Annotated in this window: 20 protein-coding genes and 4 pseudogenes; 18 read left to right on the top strand and 6 right to left on the bottom strand. The window is 44.3% G+C overall.

Translation table 11 applies throughout. The annotated features are described in order from the left end of the window. A pseudogene (locus C1721_RS15880) lies at positions 1-485 on the top strand (Arm DNA-binding domain-containing protein); the annotation flags it as partial. Here the strand turns inward: C1721_RS15880 and C1721_RS15875 are convergent. After that, a pseudogene (locus C1721_RS15875) lies at positions 474-632 on the bottom strand (tyrosine-type recombinase/integrase); the annotation flags it as partial. The pseudogenes C1721_RS15880 and C1721_RS15875 overlap by 12 nt on opposite strands. A 291-nt stretch (positions 633-923) precedes the next feature. Between C1721_RS15875 and C1721_RS15870 the strand changes: the two are divergent. Genes C1721_RS15870 through C1721_RS15860 form a run of 3 tightly spaced genes read left to right on the top strand, consistent with a single transcriptional unit; the run spans position 924 to position 3,759 of the window. After that, the gene (locus C1721_RS15870) at positions 924-2,153 is read left to right on the top strand and encodes a site-specific integrase (protein WP_102409136.1); all 1,230 of its coding nucleotides are present in this window, start codon (positions 924-926) and stop codon (positions 2,151-2,153) included. 20 nt (positions 2,154-2,173) lie between these two features. Further along, positions 2,174-3,379, top strand: a complete 1,206-nt coding sequence (locus C1721_RS15865) for a site-specific integrase (protein ID WP_102409135.1) — start codon at positions 2,174-2,176, stop codon at positions 3,377-3,379. Positions 3,380-3,390: 11 nt separating this feature from the next. After that, entirely contained in the window at positions 3,391-3,759 is a 369-nt protein-coding gene (locus C1721_RS15860) for a virulence RhuM family protein (RefSeq protein ID WP_234347557.1), read from the top strand. Between the two features lie 154 nt (positions 3,760-3,913). On the opposite strand, the gene C1721_RS15855 is transcribed toward C1721_RS15860, so the two are convergent. Next, positions 3,914-5,134, bottom strand: a complete 1,221-nt coding sequence (locus C1721_RS15855; protein ID WP_102409133.1) for a tyrosine-type recombinase/integrase — start codon at positions 5,132-5,134, stop codon at positions 3,914-3,916. A 145-nt stretch (positions 5,135-5,279) separates the two neighbouring features. Between C1721_RS15855 and C1721_RS15850 the strand changes: the two are divergent. After that, a pseudogene (locus C1721_RS15850) lies at positions 5,280-6,209 on the top strand (hypothetical protein); the annotation flags it as partial. A 208-nt stretch (positions 6,210-6,417) separates the two neighbouring features. Here C1721_RS15850 and C1721_RS15845 read toward each other — a convergent pair. From C1721_RS15845 to C1721_RS15830, 4 genes are all read right to left on the bottom strand, one after another. Next, a complete protein-coding gene (locus C1721_RS15845) occupies positions 6,418-7,314 on the bottom strand; it encodes a helix-turn-helix domain-containing protein (RefSeq protein ID WP_102409132.1) in 897 nt (298 codons plus the stop codon). A 193-nt stretch (positions 7,315-7,507) separates the two neighbouring features. Further along, on the bottom strand, positions 7,508-8,407 hold the full coding sequence (locus C1721_RS15840; RefSeq protein ID WP_102409598.1) for a helix-turn-helix domain-containing protein: 900 nt from the start codon (positions 8,405-8,407) through the stop codon (positions 7,508-7,510). Between the two features lie 36 nt (positions 8,408-8,443). After that, positions 8,444-9,355 carry a helix-turn-helix domain-containing protein gene (locus C1721_RS15835; protein WP_102409131.1) on the bottom strand — a complete coding sequence of 304 codons (912 nt, stop codon included), beginning with the start codon at positions 9,353-9,355 and terminating at the stop codon, positions 8,444-8,446. A gap of 165 nt (positions 9,356-9,520) precedes the next feature. Next, on the bottom strand, positions 9,521-10,639 hold the full coding sequence (locus C1721_RS15830) for a carboxymuconolactone decarboxylase family protein (RefSeq protein WP_102409130.1): 1,119 nt from the start codon (positions 10,637-10,639) through the stop codon (positions 9,521-9,523). Positions 10,640-10,948: 309 nt separating this feature from the next. On the opposite strand from C1721_RS15830, the gene C1721_RS15825 reads away from it, so the two are divergent. From C1721_RS15825 to C1721_RS15770, 13 genes and pseudogenes are all read left to right on the top strand, one after another. Beyond that, positions 10,949-11,308 carry a cyclophilin-like fold protein gene (locus C1721_RS15825; RefSeq protein WP_102409129.1) on the top strand — a complete coding sequence of 120 codons (360 nt, stop codon included), beginning with the start codon at positions 10,949-10,951 and terminating at the stop codon, positions 11,306-11,308. 54 nt (positions 11,309-11,362) lie between these two features. After that, a complete protein-coding gene (locus C1721_RS15820; protein WP_102409128.1) occupies positions 11,363-13,705 on the top strand; it encodes a glycoside hydrolase family 3 protein in 2,343 nt (780 codons plus the stop codon). Between the two features lie 145 nt (positions 13,706-13,850). After that, positions 13,851-15,056 (top strand): MFS transporter, encoded by a 1,206-nt coding sequence (locus C1721_RS15815; RefSeq protein ID WP_102409127.1) that lies wholly within the window; start codon positions 13,851-13,853, stop codon positions 15,054-15,056. After that, positions 15,053-16,255, top strand: a pseudogene (locus C1721_RS16490) (DUF418 domain-containing protein); the annotation flags it as partial. The gene C1721_RS15815 and the pseudogene C1721_RS16490, both read left to right, overlap by 4 nt. A gap of 42 nt (positions 16,256-16,297) precedes the next feature. Further along, positions 16,298-17,383: an MBL fold metallo-hydrolase gene (locus tag C1721_RS15805; RefSeq protein ID WP_102409596.1), complete on the top strand. Its 1,086-nt coding sequence runs from the start codon at positions 16,298-16,300 to the stop codon at positions 17,381-17,383. Between the two features lie 120 nt (positions 17,384-17,503). After that, a complete protein-coding gene (locus tag C1721_RS15800; RefSeq protein WP_102409126.1) occupies positions 17,504-18,049 on the top strand; it encodes a flavodoxin family protein in 546 nt (181 codons plus the stop codon). A 27-nt stretch (positions 18,050-18,076) separates the two neighbouring features. After that, the gene (locus C1721_RS15795) at positions 18,077-19,075 is read left to right on the top strand and encodes a DUF362 domain-containing protein (RefSeq protein WP_102409594.1); all 999 of its coding nucleotides are present in this window, start codon (positions 18,077-18,079) and stop codon (positions 19,073-19,075) included. Between the two features lie 5 nt (positions 19,076-19,080). Continuing rightward, the gene (locus C1721_RS16425) at positions 19,081-19,446 is read left to right on the top strand and encodes an NADPH-dependent FMN reductase family protein (protein ID WP_262497563.1); all 366 of its coding nucleotides are present in this window, start codon (positions 19,081-19,083) and stop codon (positions 19,444-19,446) included. A gap of 9 nt (positions 19,447-19,455) precedes the next feature. Further along, entirely contained in the window at positions 19,456-20,115 is a 660-nt protein-coding gene (locus tag C1721_RS16420; RefSeq protein WP_262497562.1) for a cyclophilin-like fold protein, read from the top strand. A gap of 53 nt (positions 20,116-20,168) precedes the next feature. Further along, a complete protein-coding gene (locus tag C1721_RS15785; RefSeq protein ID WP_102409125.1) occupies positions 20,169-21,221 on the top strand; it encodes an NAD(P)-dependent alcohol dehydrogenase in 1,053 nt (350 codons plus the stop codon). Positions 21,222-21,316: 95 nt separating this feature from the next. Beyond that, on the top strand, positions 21,317-22,210 hold the full coding sequence (locus tag C1721_RS15780; protein WP_234347556.1) for an alpha/beta hydrolase: 894 nt from the start codon (positions 21,317-21,319) through the stop codon (positions 22,208-22,210). Between the two features lie 157 nt (positions 22,211-22,367). Beyond that, the gene (locus tag C1721_RS15775; protein ID WP_102409124.1) at positions 22,368-23,195 is read left to right on the top strand and encodes an aldo/keto reductase; all 828 of its coding nucleotides are present in this window, start codon (positions 22,368-22,370) and stop codon (positions 23,193-23,195) included. Between the two features lie 235 nt (positions 23,196-23,430). Next, positions 23,431-25,773 (top strand): beta-glucosidase, encoded by a 2,343-nt coding sequence (locus C1721_RS15770; protein ID WP_102409123.1) that lies wholly within the window; start codon positions 23,431-23,433, stop codon positions 25,771-25,773. Positions 25,774-25,775 lie beyond the last annotated feature (2 nt).

The following is a 25,775-nucleotide window of genomic DNA, read 5'->3' as shown; positions in this document are numbered from 1 at the left end:
TAAGCGTATTGTTCATCATTAAGAAATCAAAACTTCTGAAAAACGGTGAAGCTCCTGTTTGTATGCGCATCACCGTAAACAAGCGAGTAGCCGAAGTTATGATTAAACGGAGTATTCCTGTAGACTTATGGAATCAGAAAAAGGAATGTTCCAAAGGAAAAGACCGTGTAGCCATAGAACTGAACCACTATATAAATACGGTTCGTGCCAAAATTTTACAGATACACCGTGAACTGGAGATAGACAACAAACCGATAACAGCCGATATAATAAAGGATTGTTTCTACGGACGGGATAAGGTACAACGCAGTTTGCTGGAAGTGTATGCAGAGCATAACGAAAAATGTCGTGCCCTGATTGGCAAAGAATATACGGAAAGCACAGTTACCAAGTTTGATACTTCCATAGACCGTCTGAAAGAATATATCCGTAGTTGTTACCACCGTGATGATATAATGTTGGCAGAACTGGACGGACAGTTTATCGGTGTCCTCTGATATTTTATTATTGCTGATTTTTGCGTATATCTGCGTGGAACGTAAATCTCTATGCCCTAACATGCGGCTTACTGTTTCTATCGGTGCGCCTTGAGATAAGCAAATTTCGGATGCGTAGGTATGTCTTGAAAGGTGGATAATCTACCAGAAAGCAGGTAAAAGCAATGATATGCAGTATAACAGGTAACACGTTTGAAATGAGCTAATTTACTCTAATTTGCTAAAGATGAAAAGTTCAGAATACAGCGTATTTACGCACCTTTTCAGTTACCAAACCGTTAACCGGTCAGTTACCGAAAAGAGTTAGGTAACTGAAAGCAGATAAAAGAACTTCAATCGTGTTTTATCTCCGTTGATACACAGTGTTTTGCACATCAAAGAACGCTTATATGACGGGTAACTTTGCCCACAAAAATTATAAGCGTTATGGAACAAGAAAAATTCAAGGTATTGCTCTACTTGAAAAAGAGCACTCCCGACAAGTCGGGCAAGACACCCATCATGGGACGGGTGACGGTCGGTCGCTCAATGGCGCAGTTCAGTTGTAAACTTTCCTGCACGCCGGACTTATGGAATCCACGTGAAAGCCGCCTGAACGGTAAAAGTCGGGAAGCGGTAGTCACCAATGCCAAGCTGGACAAGCTGTTGCTGTCCATCAATGAAGCCTACAACGCCCTTTTGGAGTGCAAACAACCGTTTACCGCCGAAGAAGTAAAGAACCTCTTTCAAGGTAGCGTGGAAACACAAATGACCTTGTTGAAAAGATTGGACCTGCTGATTGATGATTTGAAATCCCGTGTGGGTGTGGATGTTGCCGTCGGAACTATTCCCGCCTACCACTACACCCGTAAAACCCTTGCCGAACTGATAAAAAAGAAGTTCAACAGCTCCGACATCGCTTTCGGACAATTGAATGAACAGTTCATCCGTGATTTTCAAGACTACACACTAAGCGAAAAAGGTCTGGCAATGGAAACCGTGCGCCATTATCTTGCCATTCTGAAAAAAGTATGCAAAATGGCATTCAAAGAGGGATACTCTGAAAAGTTCTATTTCGCACACTACAAACTGCCGAAACAGAAAGAAACCGCCCCCAAAGCTCTCAGCCGTGAAGACTTTGAAAAGATACGGGATGTTGAAATCTCCTCCCGGCGACCTTCACTCGCCCTAACACGGGATTTGTTTCTTTTCGCCTGTTATACGGGAACTTCTTATGCCGATACGGTTTCCATTACCCGTGAGAATCTGTTTACCGATGACAACGGAGAATTGTGGCTGAAATACCGCAGGAAGAAAAATGAGTTGCTGGCTCGTGTCAAATTACTGCCCGAAGCCATAGCCATATTGGATAAGTTCAAGGACGACACACGGGCTACATTGCTCCCCGTACAGGATTACAGGGTGTTGAGAGCCAATATGAAAAGCCTCCGGGTATTGGCAGGAATGAAAACCGATCTGGTCTATCATGCCGGGCGGCACAGCTTCGCCTCGCTGGTCACGCTCGAAGAAGGCGTACCGATTGAAACCATCAGCAGAATGTTGGGGCACAGTAATATCCAGACTACACAAATCTACGCCCGTGTAACCCCTAAAAAGCTGTTCGAGGATATGGACAAGTTCATTCTGGCTACGAGTGATTTTAAATTAGTTCTTTAATCCTTAAAAATAAAACGATTATGCGCAGTACATTCAAGCTACTCTATTATATCAACCGGGCAAAGGTTAAGGCGGACGGAACTACTGCCGTTCTTTGCCGTATCACGATTGACGGTAAAAACAGTGTTGTCACGACAGGTGTCTATTGCAACCCCGAAGACTTTAATTCCCAAAAGGGAGAGGTCAAAAACAATAAGGCAAACGGTACGCTCCTGAAATTCAGGCAGAAAATCGAACACGCTTACGAACAGATACTTAAAAGTTCAGGTGTTATCAGTGCCGAACTGTTGAAAAATACGATTGTCGGCATAAATTCTGTTCCAACCGCTTTATTACAGGCAGGCATGGAGGAATTAGCACGGCTGGAAAAACGTTCCGTTGAAATCAACTCCCGTTCCACCTACCGCCAATCCGTCATCTTTCAGGAATGTTTGAAACAATACCTCCTCTCATTTGGCAGGGAGGATATTCCTTTCACTGAAATTACGGAACAATTCGGTCTGTCCTATAAGCTCTTTCTACTAAAAGATATGAGGTGTAGTGCCGACAAAATGAACAAGTGCCTGTGTTGGCTCAACAGGCTGGTCTATATCGCCGTTGACAGGGAGGTCATAAGGGCAAACCCGTTGGAAGATGTTGCTTACGAAAAGAAAAATCCGCCACGGCTCAGTCATATCAGTCGTGGCGAACTGAAACAAATGTTGGGAACTCCGATGGAAGATCCCATGTTGGAGCTGGCACGACGGATGTTTATATTTTCCTCTTTTACCGGACTTGCCTACGTGGATATATACAGGCTTTATCCGCACCATATCAGCAAGACCGCTGATAATCGGACTTATATCCGTGAGAAGAGAGGTAAAACGAGTGTGGAGGCTTTCATCCCGTTGCATCCGATAGCGCAGCGGATACTGTCGCTCTACAATACAACCGATGACACGAAGCCTGTATTCCCACTGCCTATCCGTGATGTTTTGTGGCACGAGATACACGCTGTTGGCAATGCGCTGGAATTTAAGGAGAATCTCTCGCATCATCAAGCCCGCCATACGTTCGGAACACTCTTATTATCAGAGGGTATTTCGATTGAAAGTATAGCCAAGATGATGGGGCATACGAATATCTCCAGCACACAAATCTATGCCAAAATCACCGACCAAAAGATTTCGGAGGACATGGACAGGTTGATAGAAAGGAGAAAGACAAGGGGTAATAAAGTAATCTGATAAAAATGAATATGGAAAAGAGAACAATGGTAACAATCAACGGGAACGGCACAGTGTCTGTTCCCGACAAGGTTATGATGCAGGACTTTGAGATAGCGGATCTGTTCGGGGTAATGATACCGGCTATACGGTCTAATGTACGGGCGATTCTAAAATCGGAAGTAGTTATAACAGATACGCAGCACGGCGGCACGGTGATTGGAACCACAATATTGCCGGATTACTACGGGCTGGATATGATTATGGCTCTTGCTTTTCGGATTCATAGTCGCAATGCAGGGATTCTTAGAAAATGGATTTTACGAAAAGTAACTGCCCGTTCCGAGTGTTCCGATATACCTTTATATATCAGCTTCAACTGTAATCAATCGCCTAATTAAAGATTGACTGAAATGGCGTTCCGCCATATAATCCGAATCGGGTCAGCCGTTCCGTTACGAATGATGTTCTTGACATAACTGGTACTCGTGTGCCCCGAGGCATTCCTGTAAGCGACATAATTTTCCATGATACTGGATAAAAATGATTGGAATCTCATGGCTGGAAAACCTCCTTTCTCACAGGAAAGCGCTCAATGTTCAATGCGCACTCTTTCAAGTGGGTAAAATCTGCACTCAGATAAGGTGCAAGTGAACTAGGGGATTGATGCCCTAGTGTGGAACTGATTATAGGTTGCTCCACTCCATAGCCCAAAAGGGAGGTCGCCAGATAGTGCCTGAAAAGATGCATGCCTTTCCTGTCTCCTGGATTTTGCCTTATGCCTGCTTTTTCCATAATGGAGACACATATTGCGTTCAGGTTGGACGAATGCAACCTCCTGTAAGGAGCATTGACGGTCAGGAATATGGTATCAGCAGATGACTTTGGTCTTTCTTTGGTAATGTAGTCAAATATGGCATTGCCCACTACAGCACATAATGGGAGTACCAGCGCAGCATCGGTTTTCTGTTGTTTGATACGAATCAGATCGTTATCCCAGTCAATGGACTTAAAAGTAAGCGAACAAATATCACTACTTCTCATACCTGTGTAAAGTGCCAATAGGCAAATTGCTTTGTTTTGCAGAGAAAGTGTAGTGTCTTTCTCAAGCACTGATTTTATGCGCCACATCTCTTCCTTGGTGAGGTATTGCACATTCTTTTTTACATGAGGTAAAGCAGGCAGGTAAGATAGCATTCTGGAGCATATTCCATCTCCATAAAACGGCAAGCACGTTTTGAAAGCAAATTCTACTGTGTATTTGAAGTTGTAACTTCTGCATATCTTTCCGTCGGAAGAAAAAACGTCCAATACACTTTCTTCTGTAACTGATTTAAATGAATTTATTCCTTTGTTTTGCAAGTCCAATAAGAAAGAACATACCATATAGCTCGTACTTTTTAGATATTTTTTTGAATATCCTAATCCTTCAAGATTACGATATGTATCAATAAAGTCTTTGAACTCGGCAGATAAAGAGTCGTATGCGGATGATTTGTGAGCATGTTTTAAGCCATTGGGCATTTTTGATTCCAAATCGAACCGTTCTATTACTAATAGTCTACGCTTCTTGTGGTTTAGGGTGGTTTTGTTACTCCATTTGTCAACATAAGTTTGATAAATATCATCATAGCTTAGCCAGGCATAATGACTTGATTCGTTGATAATCCAGAGGATGTCTTTTTCAATATATTGTATATATTGCTTGGAATAACTCTTTGTTTCCATATAGGAAAGAAGAAGTGGGTAGGTGTCTCTCAAGTTTCGTAAATCCATATTCTATATTTTTTGAGTTAATAATGGACTTACAAGTAAGGAATAAAATCAGAATCAACAATCTTATTCGTGTCTGTTTTTCAATATGTTGTATGTAAAAGTTTGGATTTTGTTTAAGTTCTGATAATGACTCAAATCCGAAAGTTTGGATTTGAGCCTCCAGTTCAAAAATCTTACTTTCAACACCCGTCACGACCGGGTGGCGGGGTTGGGAAACAGCGAGGGAAGCCAAAAGGCACTCAATATGCTGTTTGCCCTGCGCACCATTCAGGAACGCACGGGAAAGGATTTGGGGGCTACGTTTCTTTCGGGTACGACTATCAGCAATTCGCTGACGGAACTGTATCTATTGTTCAAATATCTCCGCCCGAAGGAACTGGAACGACAGAACATCAACTGCTTCGACGCATGGGCGGCAATTTTTGCCAAGCTGACCGCAGACTACGAAACCTTTACCTTACGGGCACAGACCGACGAGGACGGGTATTACCGTAATCTAGTAAAGCTGGACGGTCTGGCGGCTACCGATGCGAAAAGCGTCGGGACACGGCTACAGGAGATTGCCAAGAACGCCACGACGGGCGGTGAATACCTGCCTATCGGTGAGTTGTACGGTTTCCCTATACTTGTGAAAACGGAAAGCTCCATCCGTGAGGGCGTGGAGGTGAAACAGAACCGCTTCTTTATCGAGGGTGCATACAAGTACACCTACAACAACGGACAGTTGGCAATGTCCGACCACAAGGCGGCGGCAACGAACTTCCTCAATGCGCTTGACCGCATTCCGAAACTGATGGAGCAGTACAAGACGGAGAACGAAAAGTTGGAGAAGGATTTGCCCACGCTTCGGGAAGTAGCCAGCGGTACGTGGAAAAAGGAGGATGAGTTGAAGCAGCTTAAATCTGAGGTGGCGGCGTTGGAACGGAAGATACAAATTACTTTGGCTCCAACAGAACTACAAAATTCTATAGATGAAAGCAAAATTAAAACTACATTTGAAAAGTCCAATCCTGCCTTTACTGTTGAATCGGATGTCAATGATAATCGGAAAGCGATTAAAGGGATAAAATTGTAATGACCACTGTTCAGTTTGTTTATTGGATGGACAGGTGAAGACGGTACATCAGATGATTTTGGGTGACAATCCGTATGTAAAGGTTAAACATTCGGAGCATGTAGTGCTAAAGAAGGGGTAAGTTTGTTATTGCTTCCAAAAAATGTATTGTTTCAAGACAAAGGGAAAGTACATGAATAGTATTTTTTCTCTTTCTTGAAATAATTTTTTAGTTCTGTGCCAACCGATAATCACCGGGAGCTATCCCGTTGATCTTCTTAAAGATACGGCTGAATTGTTGTACATTGGGATAGCCCAATTTTTCCGCTACCGCACCGGCTGTACATCCTTGTTGCAGCAACATCGTTTTGGAGGCTTCCAAGCGTTTGAACTGGAAATATTCCTGAATATCCTGTCCCGTCTCAAAATACAATAAATCACTGAAATAGTGGGTGGATAAATGGAGCCGGTCGGCACAATATTCAGCCGAAGGCAGGACTCCATGCTTCAACTTCCCGGATTGAATGTACTCGTCCAGCAGTATATTTGTCTGACGGATGATAGGCTTGTTCGCTTCGCAACGTGTGATGAACTGCCGTTCATAGAAGCGGGTGCAATAATCGAGCAGCAGTTCGATATGCCTTGTAATCAAAGTTTTGCTGTGGCAGTCTATGGCATGTCCCAATTCATCGCCGATGTTGTGCAGGCAGTCTATGATTTTATTCTTTTCGCGCAAGGACAGGTGGAGAGCTTCATCCGGTTTGTAGAATAAGAATGTATAATCTCCTATATGCTCGCCAAGCGAAGTGCGATATAGTAAATCGGGATGGAATGCAAGCAGCCAACCTTTCCGGCGGAGCAATTCGCGATGGTCTATTTTGATGGATTCGCCCGGAGTGAGGAATAGTAGCGATGCGTTGGAATAATCATAATACTTGCGTCCGTACAAAAAGTCTTCCACGTCGCCCTCTACCATAATGGCAGTGTAGAAGTCAAATTTGATAGTGCATTGCTCCAGGTTGGCTTGTGACAAATCAATGACGCTGACCAGTGGATGAAGCGTCTTATACCCCAGGCAGCAGTTGCACTCGTGGACTGTTTCGATATTTAATATGTTCTCTTTCATTTGTATAACTTATTTTCGAGGCAAAGATAGCGTGTTTAGGCTATGGTTATTCCTCTCATCCTTGCATATCTGTAATTGGGGTTATGATATCTGTAATCTATATACAAAGTCGGTATTTCGTTTCATGAAAAAAGGAGCAATAGGAACAGGCGCAGTTACTTCTTTCTCTTTTTACGATGCTTCTGCCGGCAGGTTATACATTCATCTTCTTGTATTCATTAGGAGAACAACCTACGTTCTTTTTGAACAGACGGGAGAAATGTTGTGCATACTGAAATCCCAGTCCGTAGGCTATTTCAGAGACGGATTGGTTGGTGTTTACAATCCGGTCTTTGGCAAGGCTGATGAGTTTGGACAATATATACTGTTGGGCTGTCTGTCCGGTTTCCTTTTTAATGAGGTCGCCAAAGTAGTTGGGAGAAAGGAATACTTTGTCCGCAAAGTACTTGACGGTAGGATATCCCTTGTTCTCGGCATTTGTCCCTTGAAAATACCCGTCGAGCAGAGCCTCAAACTGCACAAGGATGTCTTTGTTTACCTTGCTCCGGGTATTGAATTGCCGTTCATAAAAGCGCATGCAGTAATCAAGCAGCAGTTCAATATTTTTGGCTATCAGTGTTTTGCTATGCTTGTCTATGGCATGGTTCAGTTCCAGCCGGACTTTATCGAGGCAATCAATGATGATTTGCCTTTCCTCTTCGGATAAATGGAGTGCCTCATTTACCTCGTAGGAGAAGAATGTATATTGTTTGATATTCTCCCCGAGTGATGTACCCCGTATCAGGTCGGGATGAAAAATAATGCCAATGGAAGAAGGCCGGGCGTCTTCCTTCAGTTCAATCCCGATTACTTGCCCGGGGGCGAAACTGACGATGGTTCCTTCCTGGTAATCGTACAGCTTTTTCCCGTATTTCAAGTCACCGCATTTGGTATGTTTCAAGAAAAGCGAATAAACTCCCATATTCATGCGGATATGGTTGGGGAAGGTGGCCGCTTTCGCCAAGTCCACTATTCCAACCAGCGGATGCATGGTTTCCAGTCCATACAGCTTGTTGTAACAGTCTATTGTATCAATCTTTATTATTTCATCCATATTCATAGTGCATTATATGAGAAACATCCTGAGCAATTACATAACCTGTCCGTGTTGCAGTCTGTATTCATTCGGCGTACATCCGATACGTTTCTTGAATAACCGGCAGAGGTGTTGCGGATATTGGAACCCCAGTGTATAGGCTATTTCGCTTACCGTTTCGTCCGTATCTACAATATGTTCCTTTGCCAGTTCTATCACTTTCTCCTGGATATGCTCTTGGGGTGTCTTTCCGGTTTCTTTCTTTACCATATCTCCGAAATAGTTGGACGATAGGCATATCTTGTCTGCGAAATACTTCACAGTAGGTAGTCCGTCCCGTATTGGCAACTCGCTTTGGAAATAATCATCCAGTAATTTCTCGAATTTAGTGAGGGCATCTTTATTTGCATCACTCCGGCTGATAAACTGTCGTTCATAAAAGCGCATACAGTAATTGAGCAACAGTTCTATGTTCATTGCAATCAGAGCTTTGCTGTGTTTGTCTATGGCATGTTCCAGTTCGATATTGATTTTTTCCATACAATCCATCACGATGCCTCTCTCCTGCTCCGAGAGGTGCAATGCTTCATTGACGGCATAAGAGAAGAAGTTGTAGGCCTTAATATTTTTTCCTAATGAGGTTCCACGAATCAGATCGGGATGGAAGATTATTCCATAAACTTGGGGAGCCACCTCATCTTCTATCAAATCTACACCGGCTGTTTGCCCCGGAGCAAAACAAACAATCGTCCCTTCCTCGTAATCGTATGAAGTACGTCCGTATTTGATGTTGCAACTCTTGGTCTGTTTCAGGAAGAGTGCATAAAGTCCGTAATTCATTTGGATATGATTTACTATTTTGGTTGCTTTGGTAAGGTTGATGACACTTATCAGCGGATGCAACGTTTCAAGTCCGTACAAGCTATTGTACTGATCCACATTTTCTAATTTTATTATCTGCTCCATAGACGTAAGTATTTGAACTAAAGCAAAGATAGGAATAAAAAGCATACGAATTTCAGGCGGTAAGCGAAATCTGTAATTGGGGTTATACTATCTGTAATCCGGGTACAACTTTTTTCTTATTGTCTATCTATCATTATGGATTGTTGCTCTTGTCTGCATAATGTCCTATTTAAGTTTGTTATACTCCGCATCAGTCACCGGTTCAAGCCATTCTGCGCTTGCACCTTCAGCCGGAACGCCGATGGCAATATGCTGAAACCAACTGTCGGCAGCGGCACCATGCCAATGCTTCACTTCGGCAGGAATATCGACCACATCACCGGGATTCAACTCTTGAGGCTGCTTGCCCCATTCCTGATACCACCCTTTACCACCCACGCAGATTAGGATCTGGCCACCTTTATGATGGATGTGCCAGTTGTTACGGCAACGTGGTTCAAAAGTCACATTGGAAACATGAAGTTTTCCCTCTCCACTTGCCAGTGCTGCCAGATAACTGTTCCCGATGAAGTATTTAGCATAAGCCGTATTGGGTTCGCCAATCGGGAACACCCTGCTTTCTATAGGTTCACCTTCCTTGAATTCCTCTCCATACACCTCGGCAATCGCTTTCTTTGCACGGTAGGCTTCTGCTTCACCTACCTTTTGCATCAATGCTTCCGGGATAGAATGTATTTCCGCATCCGTCAGTCCCATGTTTTTTGCGCCGCGTACGTGTGATTTCAACTGGAGGGCCACGCCTTTCATGCCGGATAGGGCACTGACCGTTACCAGTTCACGTTCCGGGAAAGTCAGGTTGTTACGTGCGAATATGTCACCAAAGAGATGTGCTTTCAGGTAATAATCGGTAGCCGGAGCAAATGTATAATTGAAAGGAGCGCCACTAAGCCTGGTCTGTACAACCGTACCTTCTTTCAATGCATCGAAATCTTCGGGCAGAGAATCGGCGTCCTTGCCTTCCTTGTCCGTAATGCCCTTAGCCTTGCGGTCGGCAAGCACTTGTTGAAGAACACCCAACCCGTTCAAGCTGCGCGGGAAACCGGTATAAGCATAAAGATGTGAAAGCACCTCTTTAATCTCACTGACAGTCAAGCCTTCATCCAATCCGGTATAGATAGCTCCGAAAAGATTTTCCAAATCACCTTTCGCTTCGAAACATGCGATGGCAACGATGTTCTGCTGCCGTTGGTTCAATACATTTTTCATATTCTGTTGTGCATTAATGGGATGGCAGGTGGCTATGGTTAATAGTGCTGCTGCTATCAGTTTATTTATTGTTCTCATACAAATTATTTTTGCTATTTAATATTATGTTATAGTTACTGTGACAAAGATACAGCCGGTTCGGTGATTAGCTTGTACATAAATTACAGATTATCCAACCATTATTACCGTTTTGAATATACTCTTTCTCCATTAGGTTATTCAAAAAAGGCAAAAAATAGCACATCTGTAATTGAGGTTATGATGTCTGTAATCTGTCTACAAAGAGATTGGATTCCAGCCGCTACTTTTGCAATATGAAATCAGAAGAAAGTTCTGATATGCATTCTGAAAAGAAAATCAACTTAAAAAATCCAATTGATAACGAATATGAAACTGAATTTAATTGTAGGAGAATCGGTATTCACAGCCACTATGTATGCCAATGACAGTGCAAGGGACTTTATGTCCATGCTTCCTTTGACTTTGACACTGGGTGATTATAATCGGAAAGAAAGAAGTAGTCGTCTTCCCAAACGCTTGTCTGTTGATGAACCGGAAGATGGAGTGAATATTTCAGCCGGTGACATCAACTATTATACGCCATTCAGAAACCTCAGCATTTACTATCATGATGCCGGACATTCTTTCTGCCAAGTTCCATTGGGCAAAATAGATGGGAAAGGCATGGAAGCTATCCGGGAAATGGCAGGTTCCGGTCCTGTGAAAATAACATTTGAAATTGCATAATCCGGAATTGGCAATCCTGAATCCATGACATACTAATTTTAAACCATATATACCATGAAAAAGATTATTATCGCAGGTTGTATGATGCTTATAATCTTTTCCGGTTGCAGACAATCGGAAGAAAGCAGTGAAACGCAGTTTATTAGCGTTGAGAATGTGAACGGCCCTACTTTGGGGTACTCTCCCCATTCCGGTGTTACCTTACTGGATACGGATGGATTAAAATTTAAGGATTTGAACCGTAACGGGTTGCTTGACACCTATGAAGACTGGCGTTTGCCTGTGGATGAGCGAGCCGAAGACCTTGCATCCAAAATGTCGATTGAACAGATAGCAGGACTGATGCTTTACAGTCCTCACCAGTCCCTACCGGCAGACCCGATGGGAACGGGCATTATCACCGAAGGTTCGTATAATGGAAAGAACTTTGATGAGAGTACTGTCCGGAGTTGGTATCTGACCGACCAACAAAAGAGATTCCTGAAAGATGACAATGTACGTCACGTGCTGATTACAAAAGTAGACCGTACCGAATCGGCTGCTCATTGGAATAATGAGATGCAATCATACGTGGAAAGCTTGGGGCTTGGAATACCCTGTAATACCAGTTCCGACCCACGGCATGCGGCAACCGGTTCTTCCGAATTCAATTCCGGCACGGGCGGTAAAATCTCCCTATGGTCTGACGGTCTTGGCTTGGCTGCGACTTTTGATCCGGAAGTGGTATGTGGCTTCGGCGAGATTGCCGCAAAGGAATATCGTGCATTGGGTATCACTACCGCCCTTTCTCCTCAAATTGATTTAAGTACAGAGCCCCGTTGGTTCCGTCTTTTCATGACTTTTGGTGAAAGTCCGGAACTGGCAACCGATATGGCAAGAGCATACGTGGATGGCTTTCAGACATCTACCGGAGATGCTGAGATAGCTGACGGTTGGGGATACAACAGTGTGAATGCCATGGCTAAACATTGGCCCGGCGGCGGTACGGTAGAAAGCGGACGTGATGCCCATTGGGCTTTCGGGAAATATGCCGTATATCCGGGGAATAACTTGAATACTCAACTGAAACCCTTTGTAGAAGGAGCCTTTCGCCTGAACGGTAAAACCAAGATGACTTCTGCCGTGATGCCTTATTACACAATCAGCTATAATCAGTCGCCGGACGGCACGAACTATGCGAATAATTTCAATAAATATATCATAACCGACTTGTTGCGTGAGGAATATGGCTACGATGGTGTGGTATGTACCGATTGGCTGGTAACTGCCAATGAAGGTAACAAGCCGGGAGTCTTCGGAGGCAAACCATGGGGCGTGGAAGATAAGACTGTTGCAGAAAGGCACTACATCGCATTGACGGCAGGAGTAGACCAGTTTGGCGGTAATATGGAAATTGCTCCGTTGCTGGAGGCTTATAAGATGGGAGTTCAAGAGTATGGAGAAGAGTTTATGCGCAAGCGTATGGAACAGTCGGCTGTTCGTTTGTTACGCAATATATTCCGTGTCGGTCTCTTCGAGAATCCTTATCTGAACCCGGAGAATAGTGAACGTATCGTAGGGAATCCTGATTTTATGAAAGTGGGCTATGAAGCACAATTGAAATCTATTGTCATGCTGAAGAATAAGAATAACGTACTTCCTATCAAAGAAAATAAGACGGTTTATATCCCTAAGATATATACCCCGTCCGTTCATGACTGGTACGGTCACTGGTCGGAAGAAACGCTTGATTATCCTATTGACTTGAAACTGGTAAGCAAATATTATAATGTGACCGCCAATCCCGATAAGGCAGACTTTGCCATTGTATTCGTAGAAAGCCCCCATGTGCATATCGATGGTGGAGGTTACGAGCCTGATGACCGCGAGCAGGGTGGAAACGGATATGTGCCTATCACATTGCAGCACAAACCTTATACCGCGACTGTAGCCCGACCACAGAGCATCGCAGCTGGTGATCCGGTGGTTGATCCTAAAATAACGAACCGTTCTTATCTGGGGAAGACGGTTACTGCAAGCAACACCACTGACCTGAACACCATTCTCGCCACCCGAAAGAAGATGGGTGATAAGCCAGTGATAGTTGTTGCCAACATTTTCCGCCCTATGATATTCAGTGAGTTTGAGTCATGCGTGGATGCCATACTCCTGCGCTTCAACATCAATGAACAACCAGCTTTCGACGTGCTTTCCGGAAAATACGAACCGTCGGGACTTCTGCCGTTACAGATGCCTGCCAATATGGAAACGGTGGAGTGGCAGAATGAAGACGTTCCGTTTGATATGGAATGCTACAAGGATGAGGAAGGTCATTTCTATGATTTCGCTTTCGGTTTGAATTGGAGTGGTGTCATACAGGATGCGCGTACAGAAAAATATAGAAAAATAAACCAATAAAAGAAACTAATTGTATAGGGCTGGGGATAAACATTCCATTCTTAAGAATCTGTAATTCGGGTTATCATCCCCGTAATCTATCTACAAGAACTTTCTGTAATTCTTCCGTATTTTGCAATATGAAAACAAAAGAATAATATAGATAATGAAAGAAACAAGTAAACTCAAACCCAATTCGGGCGCATTGCTCGTCTTTATCCTGACAGTGGGTGTATTCGGAATCATCAATACCGAGATGGGCGTAATAGGCATATTGCCCCTGATTGCCGAAACTTTTCATGTGACTGTCCCTGAAGCCGGTTGGACGGTTAGTATATTTGCGTTGGTGGTGGCTTTATCCGCCCCTGTCACCCCCTTGCTCTTTTCAGGTGTAAACCGGAAAAAAGTGATGTTGTTGGCATTGGGAGTTTTCACATTGAGCAATATTATTTCGATGTTCACCTCCAATTTTACGGTATTGTTGATAGCCCGGGCACTTCCGGCTTTCCTGCATCCCGTCTATGTCTCTATGGCTTTCACCGTTGCGGCTGCATCTGTTAGCAAAGAAAAAGCGCCGAAGGCTGTTGCTAAGGTTTTCATAGGTGTCTCTGCCGGAATGGTGTTGGGAGTACCTGTGACAAGCTATATTGCAAGTGAAGTTTCCTTCACGATGGGAATGGCGTTTTTTACGGTGATCAATGCGTTGGTATTCATCGCAACTATTCTTTTCGTGCCTTCCATGCCGGTCAAGGAAAAGTTATCCTATGGCGAACAGCTGGGGGTGTTGAAAAAAAAGATTACGTGGTATTCCGTTATTGCCGTCACGTTGATTAACGGAGCCCTGTTCGGATTCTTTAGCTATATGTCGGATTATCTGAAGACGGTCACAGAAGTTTCCTACAACGTAATCAGCAGTATGTTATTGATATACGGCCTTGCCAATATTGCAGGAAATGTCATAGCCGGAAAGCAGCTGGCCATGAATCCTGTACGGAGCATGGTGTTGATTCCCTTTGTTTTGTTTGTATCTTATGTATGCCTCTACTTTCTGGGAGAATGGATAATGGCTATGGCAGCCATCATCCTACTGCTTGGCGTACTTGCCGGATATGCCCAGAATACTATGCAATATATGATAACCGATGCAGCTCCCGAAGCACCGGATTTTGCTAACGGGTTATATCTTTTGTCCGCCAATTTGGGTACAACGATCGGTGCAGCCGTTTGTGGCCTGTTTATTACCTATTCAGGCACACGCTATTCCGTCTTCGGTTCTCTGCTGTTTCTTGTGGCAAGTGTCGTGTTCGTCGCATTGAGAGTCCGGGCAAAACAATCGCGTAGACAGGTTAAACTGGAAGTCGTATCGCAATGATGGAAAATATGAATACGGATACTGCCGGACCTGTCCGTTCCAAGGAACGTTATCTCATACTCGATGTTTTACGCGGACTGGCTTTGCTGGGAATATGCCTGGCAAACTTTCCGGAGTTTTCGCTTTACAGTTTCCTGAAAGGTGAAGTGGCAGCAGCAATGCCAACGGCTGGAGTAGACCGGATTGCCCGTTACTTGCAATACATATTTATAGACGGGAAATTCTATACACTATTTTCGCTGTTGTTCGGCATCGGTTTCTCTATTATTATTTCGAATGCGATGCGGAAGCATGTCAACGGCTTTTCTATCTTTTATAGGCGAATGGCAATGTTGTTGTTGATAGGTTTCGTACACCTGATGTTTATTTGGAGCGGCGACATCCTGATGCTCTATGCTTTGATCGGACTTTTCCTCCCTCTTTTCAGGAATGTATCGAACAGAGGATTGCTTATTGCTTCGGTCATATTCCTGTTGCTGCCCATAGGGATAGATACACTCGTTATGGTAACGGGCATCAATCCCTCCGCCGTCGTGATTCGTATACAACAACACTACTGTGTCCGGTATGGCATTACGGATGATAACTTCGCCTATTGGCTACGGGATGCAGACAACTATACGGATGTGTTCAGATTCCTGATACAAGGTGCTTTCGTCAGGATGCAGGAGTTTATTGACGGAAACCGGGCGTTCAAGGTGATGGGGCTGTTCCTGTTGGGCTTTTATATCGGCAGGAATCATTTTTATGCCCGGCTGGAAGAAAAGAAAAAAGTATTGAAACAGGCTGCTATGTGGGGGAGTGTCATCGGCTTTCCCGTTTCGCTGCTTTATGCGTGGAGTGCCATGAATGGCCATCCGTGGGGATTGGCCGGACATTCTTTTCTTTATACTGTCAGTATATATCCTTTGGGTATGGCTTATGCGGCGGGAATCAGCCTGTGCTATCTGCGGAATAAGGAACTTCGGCTTTTTCGCTGGTTGGCTGCTCCCGGACGCATGGCATTGACCAACTATATAGGGCAATCTGTCTGGGGAATTCTGATTTTCTACGGTATCGGTTTCGGACTGGGTGCTGACATGGGCTTGGTTTATGTGTTGTTGATAGCTACCGGTGTATATGTGGTAGAAGTTATGTTCAGTTGTTGCTGGCTGCATTATTTCCAATATGGTCCATTGGAATGGATTTGGCGGATGCTGACTTATGGAAAGTGGTTGCCTTTACGAAAAACTAAAATGAAAATGTTGAAAAATAGAATGAAAATGATCCTATTGATCCTGTGTACCTTGTTCCTCGTATTGCTTGTTGGAGCCTGTGGTTTTCTGAATCAACCCCGTTTTGGCCGATTGCCGCAAGGGGAACGGTTGCGTAGAATAGAACACTCTCCGAATTACCGGGACGGAGCATTTCAGAATCAGGAACTTACTCCGATAACCGTATCGAAAAAAAGCCGTATAGCAGGATTTTGGGATTTCCTTTTTGGAAAGAAGCCTGATAACCTACGTCCTCCAACTCCCATTCCAGCCATAAAGACAGATTTACAGGTATTGGCATCCACAGAAGAGCTGCTTGTCTGGTTCGGTCATTCCTCCTATCTGCTTCAGACCGGTGGAAAACGTTTTCTGGTTGATCCTGTATTTTATCAGGCTGCTCCGGTTTCATTCATCAACAAACCGTTTCCGGGAGCCGGTATCTATTCCCCGGGAGAGATGCCGGATATAGATTATCTGATTATTACCCATGACCATTGGGACCACCTTGATTACAAGACGGTAACGGAGTTGAAAAACAGGATAGGTATGGTCATTTGTCCATTGGGAGTCGGGGAACATTTCGAATACTGGGGATTCGACCCGAATAGCCTGGTTGAATTAGACTGGAATGAATATGCCGTTTTGGAGGACGGATTCGCCATACATTGTCTGCCTGCCCGGCACTATTCAGGCAGGGGATTAAAAGCCAACCAGAGTCTGTGGTCGTCATTTTTGTTGCAATCCCCTGTGCAACGTATATACATAGGTGGAGATAGTGGTTATGGCAGTCATTTTGCCCAAATAGGCAGAAGGTTTCCTGATATTAATCTTGCGATTTTGGAAAACGGGCAATACAACAAAGAGTGGCCTTATGTACATTCATTGCCGGAGGATCTTTCCCAGGAAGTAAAAGAACTTCGTCCGAAGAGGGTTTTGACGGTACATCATTCCAAATATGCAATGGCACGCCATGCATGGAATGAACCGTTGGAAAATGCCCGGCAATTGAGTCGGTTGGATTCAGTTGAAGTGTTTTCCCCTATAATCGGAGAAGTTGTTTCTATAAGACCATAAACGATCATGGGGAGAATCTAATCTGTAATTCGGGTTATATTACCCGTAATTCATCTACAAACACTCTCTTACTGACAGACTATCTTTGTAACAGGAAAATTAGATAAAAAACATATAGTTATGAACAGAAAAGTATTGATCTTATCATCCAGTCCACGTCGTGGAGGAAACTCGGACACGCTTTGTGATGAATTTATGCGCGGAGCGGTAGAAGCAGGAAATGAAGTGGAAAAGATTTTTCTACGGGATAAAACAATCAACTATTGTACGGGGTGTAGCGTATGCAGCCAATACAAGAAACCATGTCCTCAAAAAGATGATGCGGCCGAAATTATCAGTAAGATGCTGGCTGCCGATGTCATTGTACTTGGAACGCCGGTTTATTTTTATGCAATGAGTGCGCAACTGAAAACGATGCTCGACCGTTGTTGTGGTCCCTACACAGAAATGACGAACAAGGAATTTTATTTTCTTGCAGCCGCAGCCGAAGGCAATGAAGGCCGACCGCTTTTGGAACACGTGTTTGACAACTTGATGGGCTTCATCGATTGCCTGGAAAAACCGGTCGTAAAAGGAAAAGTTCTTGCCACCGGCGTCTGGCACGCGGGCGAGATAAAAGGAAATCCTGCTTTGCAGGAAACCTATGAAATGGGAAAACAAATTTGATTATCACAAATTAAAATGTATGCCATTATGAGAAGGTATCTGTCAAACCTATTAATTCTATTTTTTATGTTGCCATTAAGTATGTATGGTTGCAATGCTTCCCACGGGGAAGGGCGGAACGGTGGCATAGAGCAGCCGTCAGCTGGCAGTCTGCAAAGTGAGCTGCCCAAAGTCTACCTGATGAAGGAGATAAATTCAGAAAATCTGATAAAGGTGTATGAAGCGCTTGGGCGCACTGCGAAAGGCAAAGTAGCTGTCAAACTCAGTACCGGTGAACCGGGCGGGCATAACTTTTTGCAACCTGCTTTGATTAAAGACCTGGTTCAAAAAATGAACGGCACGATTGTAGAGTGTAATACCGCCTATGGCGGCGGGCGTTCCGATACGGAATCCCACAGGAAAGCCGCCCGCGACCATGGATTTACATCTGTTGCGAATGTGGATATTATGGATGCTGACGGAGAGGTTGAACTTCCTTTGGAAGGTGGCAGACATCTTAAGAAGGACATAGTCGGTTCACATTATCTGAATTATGATTTCACGGTAGTCCTCTCTCATTTTAAGGGACATGCCATGGGCGGATTCGGTGGTGCCATTAAGAATATTTCCATTGGTATTGCTTCATCCAATGGCAAACGTTATATTCATTCTGCCGGAGCCAGTACCACAAGTTGGGGAAATCCTTCACAGGACGATTTTCTGGAATCCATGGCTGAAGCTGCCAAAGCAATTATTGAGCACTGCGGAGAAAATATCCTATATATCAGTGTCGCTAACAATCTTTCTGTTGATTGCGATTGCGATTCCAGTCCGGAAGACCCCAAAATGTGTGATATAGGTATTCTCGCTTCGCTTGATCCGGTGGCACTCGACAAGGCTTGCACCGATTTGGTACGTGCATCCGATGACCATGGAAAGATACACCTGATAGAGCGCATTGATTCGCGCCACGGAATGCATACGCTGGATTATGCGGAGAAAATAGGATTGGGAAGTCAGAAATATGAATTAGTCGAATTAAAATAAAGCCAATGAAAAAACTATTGTTATATTCCTTGATGCTGTTGATGTCACTGGAATTGTCATCATGCAGTGGTTCGGAAGGAGTAATACTTCCCGAACCGGAACAGCCTGGCAACAATGAAGGTGACGATGAGAGTAATGTACCGGAAGGTAATGGCCGTTATCTAGTTCTTTTTTGTTCGCGTAGCGGAAATACGGAACGTGTAGCGCAGCAAATCCATACAGCACTCGATTGTGACATCCTGGAAGTCGAGCCTGCTATACCTTACGAAGACGACTACAATGCAATGCTGGAACGTGCTCAAAGGGAACAAGCGGCTATTGAAACGGGCATTTATCCTGAAATCAAGACATCTATTGAAACTTTCGAATAATATGAAGCAGTGTTCATCGGTTATCCTATCTGGTATGGCCACATGGCTGCTCCTATGCAGTCCTTTCTACATGCACATGCCGGTAAACTTTCCGGTAAAAAGATTGCCCTGTTTGCAACCAGTGGCAGTAGCGGTATCTCAACTTCGGTGGATGAGGTACGAGGGTTGTGTCCGGATGCCATTTTAACAGAGACACTGCATCTGACATCAGCTACCATGAGCCAATATGGGAATAGGGTAGCCGATTGGCTGGCATTGCTCGGTGTCGGTAATAGCCAGGATAATGAAGATGGGAACCAGCAGGGGCAGAATAGCCTGAAGATTAATATAACAATCGGTGAACGGGTAATAACCGCAACAATGGAAGACAATGTAACGGCACGTGATTTCTTATCCCGGTTGCCTCTGGAAGTGACTTTAAACGATTACGCCGGAGCCGAGAAAATATTTTATCCGAATCCGGCATTGGCAACCGACGGTGCACCAAGAGGAAATGCTTCTTCACGTGGAGACATTGACCTGTATGTGCCGTGGGGTAATATCGCATTCTTTTATGGAGGCGATGGCGGTTATAGCAACTCTATGATTCATCTGGGGCGAATAGATGGCGATGGAGTGGAAGCACTGGATGTATCTGGGAATATTTCCATGCGCATAGAGAGACAGTAGCAATGTGAAGTTTTAAGGTTTATGAATACATCAACTATTTAAGTTAGTAAAATATGAAAACAAAAACAGTAAAAGCGTACGGAACGGAATCGGCAAAAACACCGCTCCATCCGTTGGACATTCAGCGTCGTTCCCTTTTGCCGAACGATGTGGAGATCGATATTTTGTATTGTGGCATTTGTCATTCGGACCTTCATTCCATACATAATGATTGGGGTGGTACTACTTACCCTATTGTCCCCGGACATGAGATTGTAGGACGTATCACCAAGATCGGTACGGAGGTAACCAAATTCAAAGTCGGAAATTTGGCTGGTGTCGGATGTATTGTGGGCAGTTGCGGACATTGCGAACATTGTCACGAAGGTGAGGAACAATATTGTGATGAAGGTTGGACGGTCGTTTTCAATGCACCGGATAAGATTCTCGGTGGACAGACCTATGGCGGTTTTTCGCAGGCTATCGTGGCTGATGCCAACTATGTATTGAAACTTCCTGCAACTATTGATCTGGCGGCATCGGCCCCCATTTTATGTGCAGGGATTACCGTTTATTCCCCGTTGAAGCACTGGAATGCCGGTCCGGGGAAGAAGGTCGGCATCGTAGGTATCGGCGGACTGGGGCATATGGCAATAAAGATAGCCAAGGCAATGGGAGCCCATGTGACTGTCTTTACAACATCTCCCGCTAAAATGGAAACGGCCAAAGAACTGGGTGCAGACGTAGCTGTACTTTCTACCGATGCCGGGCAAATGGCAACCCAAAGTAAATTCGATTTGATTCTGGATACGGTTTCTGCCCGCCACGATGTAAACATGTACCTTAATATATTGAAAGTAGATGGTAGTATAGTGCTTGTCGGACTGCCCAATGAACCTCTGGAAGTCGGCGTATTCAATGTGGTAAACGGGCGCAAGAGTTTTTCCGGCTCCAACATCGGTGGCATTGCCGAGGCACAGGAAGTGATTGATTTTTGTGCGGAACACGGTATCACAGCCCAAATCGAATTAATACGCATCAACCAGATTAACGAGGCTTTCCGGCGCTTGGAAAAGAATGATGTGAAATATCGTTTTGTCATTGATATGAAGTCGGAAGGAATGTAAATTCATCTACGGCTTGTGTGACTATTTCCGGTAAATCATATAAATAATCACTTTAAAGTAAAATAGATATGAGCATCAAGCAAAAAGTGTTCTTTTTGAACAAAACATTAAAGATGGCGGGAGAAGTTTATTTTCCCGAAGATTTCAATGCGGAGATGAAATACCCATGTATCGTAGTGTCACATCCGGGTAACGGTGTCAAAGAGCAAGTTGCCGGTCTGTATGCCCGCCTTTTATCCGAAAAAGGATTCGTCACGTTGGCATTCGATGCCTCTCATCAGGGTGAGAGCGAAGGTCTTCCCCGTTATCTCGAAGATCCGACATCGAGGGTAGAAGATATCAGGTGTGCCATAGACTATCTGGTTTCACTGCCTTATGTAGATGAAGAACGTATTGGTGCGATGGGTATTTGTGCCGGCGCGGGTTATGCTATCAATGCCACGCAAACAGAATACCGTATCAAGGCAGTTGCAGGTATCAGTACGTGGGATGTGGGGGACAGCCAGCGTAACGGTTTTGCACAATGCTGGACGGAGCAAGAAAGAAAACAGATGCATCGTGAGGTAGCCCTTCAACGTACCCGTGAAGCACGGGGCGAAACACCCCTCTATGTGGGATATGTACCGAACTCGGAGAATGATTTTACAGAGAGTACACCAGTTATACAGCGTGAGGCTTACGAATATTATTGTACTTCGCGTGCCGCTCATCCCAATTCGCATAATAAATTCCTGTTTTCTTGCAATGACCGCCTGGCAGCCTTTCATGCTTTCGATTTGATAGAGACAATTTCCCCGCGTCCCATCCTGCTAATTGTAGGTAGTAAAGCCGATACGATTTATTTCAGTCAAAGCGCTTATGACAAAGCGAATGAACCGAAAGAACTCTACCGGATTGAAGGGGCAACCCATGTCGATTTATACGATAAGCCGGAATACGTTTTTCCTGTGGCAGAGAAATTAACTTGTTTCTTTTCGGAAAACCTGTAGTAGATTCTATATTTTTTGCTCTTTATATACAGCAACGGTTGGAAAGAGGATTTCCAACCGTTGTTGTAGAATAAACGATTGATCTGGTCTATTCTTATAATTAAGTGAATGAATTATGACTACAGATTCGTATTAATATTAATCAAACAGCAAATATATGGAACATCTGATAACTTTCAGAAATGGTGAACAAATATGTACCTTGGGACAAGGTACATGGAATATGGGAAAAATAGCTTCACTGCGTGTTGAGGAAATCAAAGCCCTGCATACCGGCATTGACTTGGGCATGACATTGATTGATACGGCTGAGATGTATGATAATGAAGAAATGATAGGCGAGGCTGTTCGGGATTGTCGGGACAAGGTGTTCCTTGTAAGTAAAGTGTTGCCTCAAAATGCAGCTTATCAAGCGATGAAGCATGCTTGTGAGCGTAGTTTGCGCAAATTGCGTACAGACCGTATCGATTTGTATTTGTTGCATTGGAAAGGTTCCTATCCATTTGAGGAAACAGTCCGGGCAATGCTTGAACTAAGAGAAGAAGGAAAAATTCTCAGGTGGGGTGTCAGCAATATGGATGTAACGGATATGGAACGCTTTTTGGCTATTCCTGACGGAGAGAGTTGTGCTGTCAATCAAATACTTTATAACTTGAAAGAACGGGGTGTTGAATATGACTTACTTCCTTGGTGTGCCGAAAATAATGTTCCGGTGATGGCTTATTCTCCTGTAGGTGAAGGTACACTGGCAGAAAGCAAAGCTCTTATGGAAATAGCCGACCGACATGATGCCTCTCCTGCACAAATAGCATTGGCTTGGGTGATGCATCGTCCCGGCATAATAGCTATTCCTAAAGCTGGAAAAGTAGCCCATGTACGGGAGAATTACAGGAGTCTTTTTATCGAGTTAACAGGGGAAGATTATCGAATATTGGATGTTATATTTCCGGCACCGAAGCATAAGCTACCACTGGCAGGCTGGTAGAAGATAATTGTCTTGCATAATAAACTGTAATACTTAGAAATAGACTTTGTGACCTTCCATATTATTATATTTTTTATCCGGTTTTGGCGAGAAAAGTGAATGAAAATATTGTAATCTGTAACTGGGGTTATGATACCTGTAATCTGTCTACAAAAGCTTTTTTGCTAATGACATACCTTTGCCAACGAGAATTAAATCACTCATTGTCAAATAAAACATTAGTATTAAAGGAATCATGAAAACAAAAATTTTATTAGGAACAGCCATCATGATGGCACAGGCACTAAATGCAGGAGCACAGGAAAGCCCGCAATTGGGCAAAGCACCGTTGAATGAAGTCATTCAGGCAATGACCATCGAAGAAAAGGTCGATTTGCTGGTTGGTCCGTGGCATGTGGGCAACAAAAGTGAAGGAAGTAATGCCAACATCGGCATACAGGGCGATCTTGTCCCAGGTACCGCCGGCCAGACATACGCCATACCCCGTCTGGGAATTCCGGCTACCGTAATGGCTGACGGACCGGCGGGACTTCGCATAGCCCCGACACGGGAAAACGATTCACGTACATATTATACAACGCATTTTCCTGTTGAAACCCTGCTGGCTTCCACCTGGAATACCTCTTTGGTTTACCGGATGGGAGAGGCAATGGGTGATGAGGTAAAGCGGTATGGCGTAGATGTTGTGCTGGCTCCCGCCACTAATATCCACCGTAATCCGCTGAACGGGCGTAATTACGAATACTATTCCGAAGACCCGTTGTTGTCCGGCGAGATGGCTGCTGCCATGATAAATGGCATACAATCACAAGGGGTCGGGACTTCGTTAAAGCACTTTGCACTAAACAACCAGGAGGTTAACCGCAGAGCGATGGATGTGGTTGTTTCCCCGCGTACTTTCCGCGAAATTTACCTGAAACCGTTTGAGATATCTGTAAAGAAAGCCCAGCCTTGGACGATAATGAGTTCTTATAATAAGATAAATGGTACTTACGCACCGGAACGTTCCGATCTGTTGACTACTATTTTGCGCAACGAATGGGGATTCAAAGGAATGGTGATGACAGACTGGTTCGGCGGCCTGAATGCCGTATGGCCGATGGAAGCCGGAAACGATTTGATGATGCCCGGCGTAAGCAAGCAGCGCAAGGATATTATTACTGCCGTGAGGAATGGTACGCTTTCACTGGAAATCATCGACCGTAACGTACGCCATATTCTGGAATATATCCTTCGCACACCCCGTTTCAACGGATACGAGCCGACTAATGATCCCGATCTGGCTGCTCATGCAGCCATGATACGCGCCTCGGCAGCCGAAGGGATGGTTTTGTTGGAAAACAGGCTGGGAACTCTGCCTTTGGACAAAAATATTAAAAATCCCGCCGTCCTGGGAGTAACTTCCTACGACCTTATAGCCGGGGGAACAGGAAGCGGTGACCTGAACCGTGCCTATAAACTCACTCTCACCGGAGAATTGGCGAATACCGGTTTCAACATCGACAACGACTGGAGCGGGAAGTATGAAAACTACCTTAAAGACGAAACACCGAAATTGGTTAAACGTGCCTGGTATATGCCGAAAGACCGGTTACCGGAGATGCATATTTCACAGGAAGAATTTGAAAAACTTGCCGATGAGAAAGATATTGCTTTCATTACCATAGGGAAAGGTTCGGGAGAGTTTGTGGACCGGAGCCTGAGCAATAATTTCAATCTGACAAAAGAGGAAAGGAATTTAATAGAAAATACTTGTACTGCTTTCCATAAACGCGGAAAGAAGGTAGTCGTTATTCTGAACGTATGCGGAGTTGTCGAAACGGCAAGCTGGCGTGAACTTCCCGATGCGATATTGTTGTCGTGGTTCGGAGGCCAGGAAACGGGAAATACGATCGTCGATGTCCTGACAGGCAAATCGAATCCTTCGGGAAGACTGCCGATGACATTTCCGCTTTCTTATGCCGATGTGCCGTCGAAGGAAAATTTCCCTGATGTCGACAATATTCCGGCTAAAGACATAGAGGATGCGATGGAAGATACACACGACGTACAGGATGGAGTCAAACGCAGGAACTTTGATGAAACAGTTTATGAAGAAGGCGTTTTTGTAGGTTACCGCCACTATGATACGAACCATATAAAGACAGCTTATCCATTCGGTTACGGCTTGTCTTACTCTTCGTTCAGTTACGGAACACCTGTATTGGAAATGGCGAACGATACAGTCGTAGTCAATGTAGAGGTGAAAAACACAGGTAAGGCAGCAGGAAAGGAAGTCGTGCAGTTATATGTTTCCGCTCCCGGAAAGGATATGGTAAAATCTGTAAAAGAACTGAAAGGATTCTCTAAAACAGGACTTCTGAAAGCGGGTGAAAAAGAGACGCTTACCTTGCGTGTGCCGGTATCGGACCTGGCTTCGTTCGATGAATCTGCAAGCAGCTGGAAATTGGAAGGGGGAACATATCAGTTCCACGTAGCTGCCGATGCAGAAAACGTTAAGTCAAGTCTTTCCGTTGACATTGAAGGGAAAACCACAGAAACCGTATTGCCGGTAATGCTTCCGAAATCACAATACTAATA

Source organism: Parabacteroides bouchesdurhonensis, assembly GCF_900186615.1.
Classification (GTDB): domain Bacteria; phylum Bacteroidota; class Bacteroidia; order Bacteroidales; family Tannerellaceae; genus Parabacteroides; species Parabacteroides bouchesdurhonensis.
Note: the sequence above shows the minus strand (reverse complement) of the source record. Positions and strands in the feature narration are given on the sequence as shown.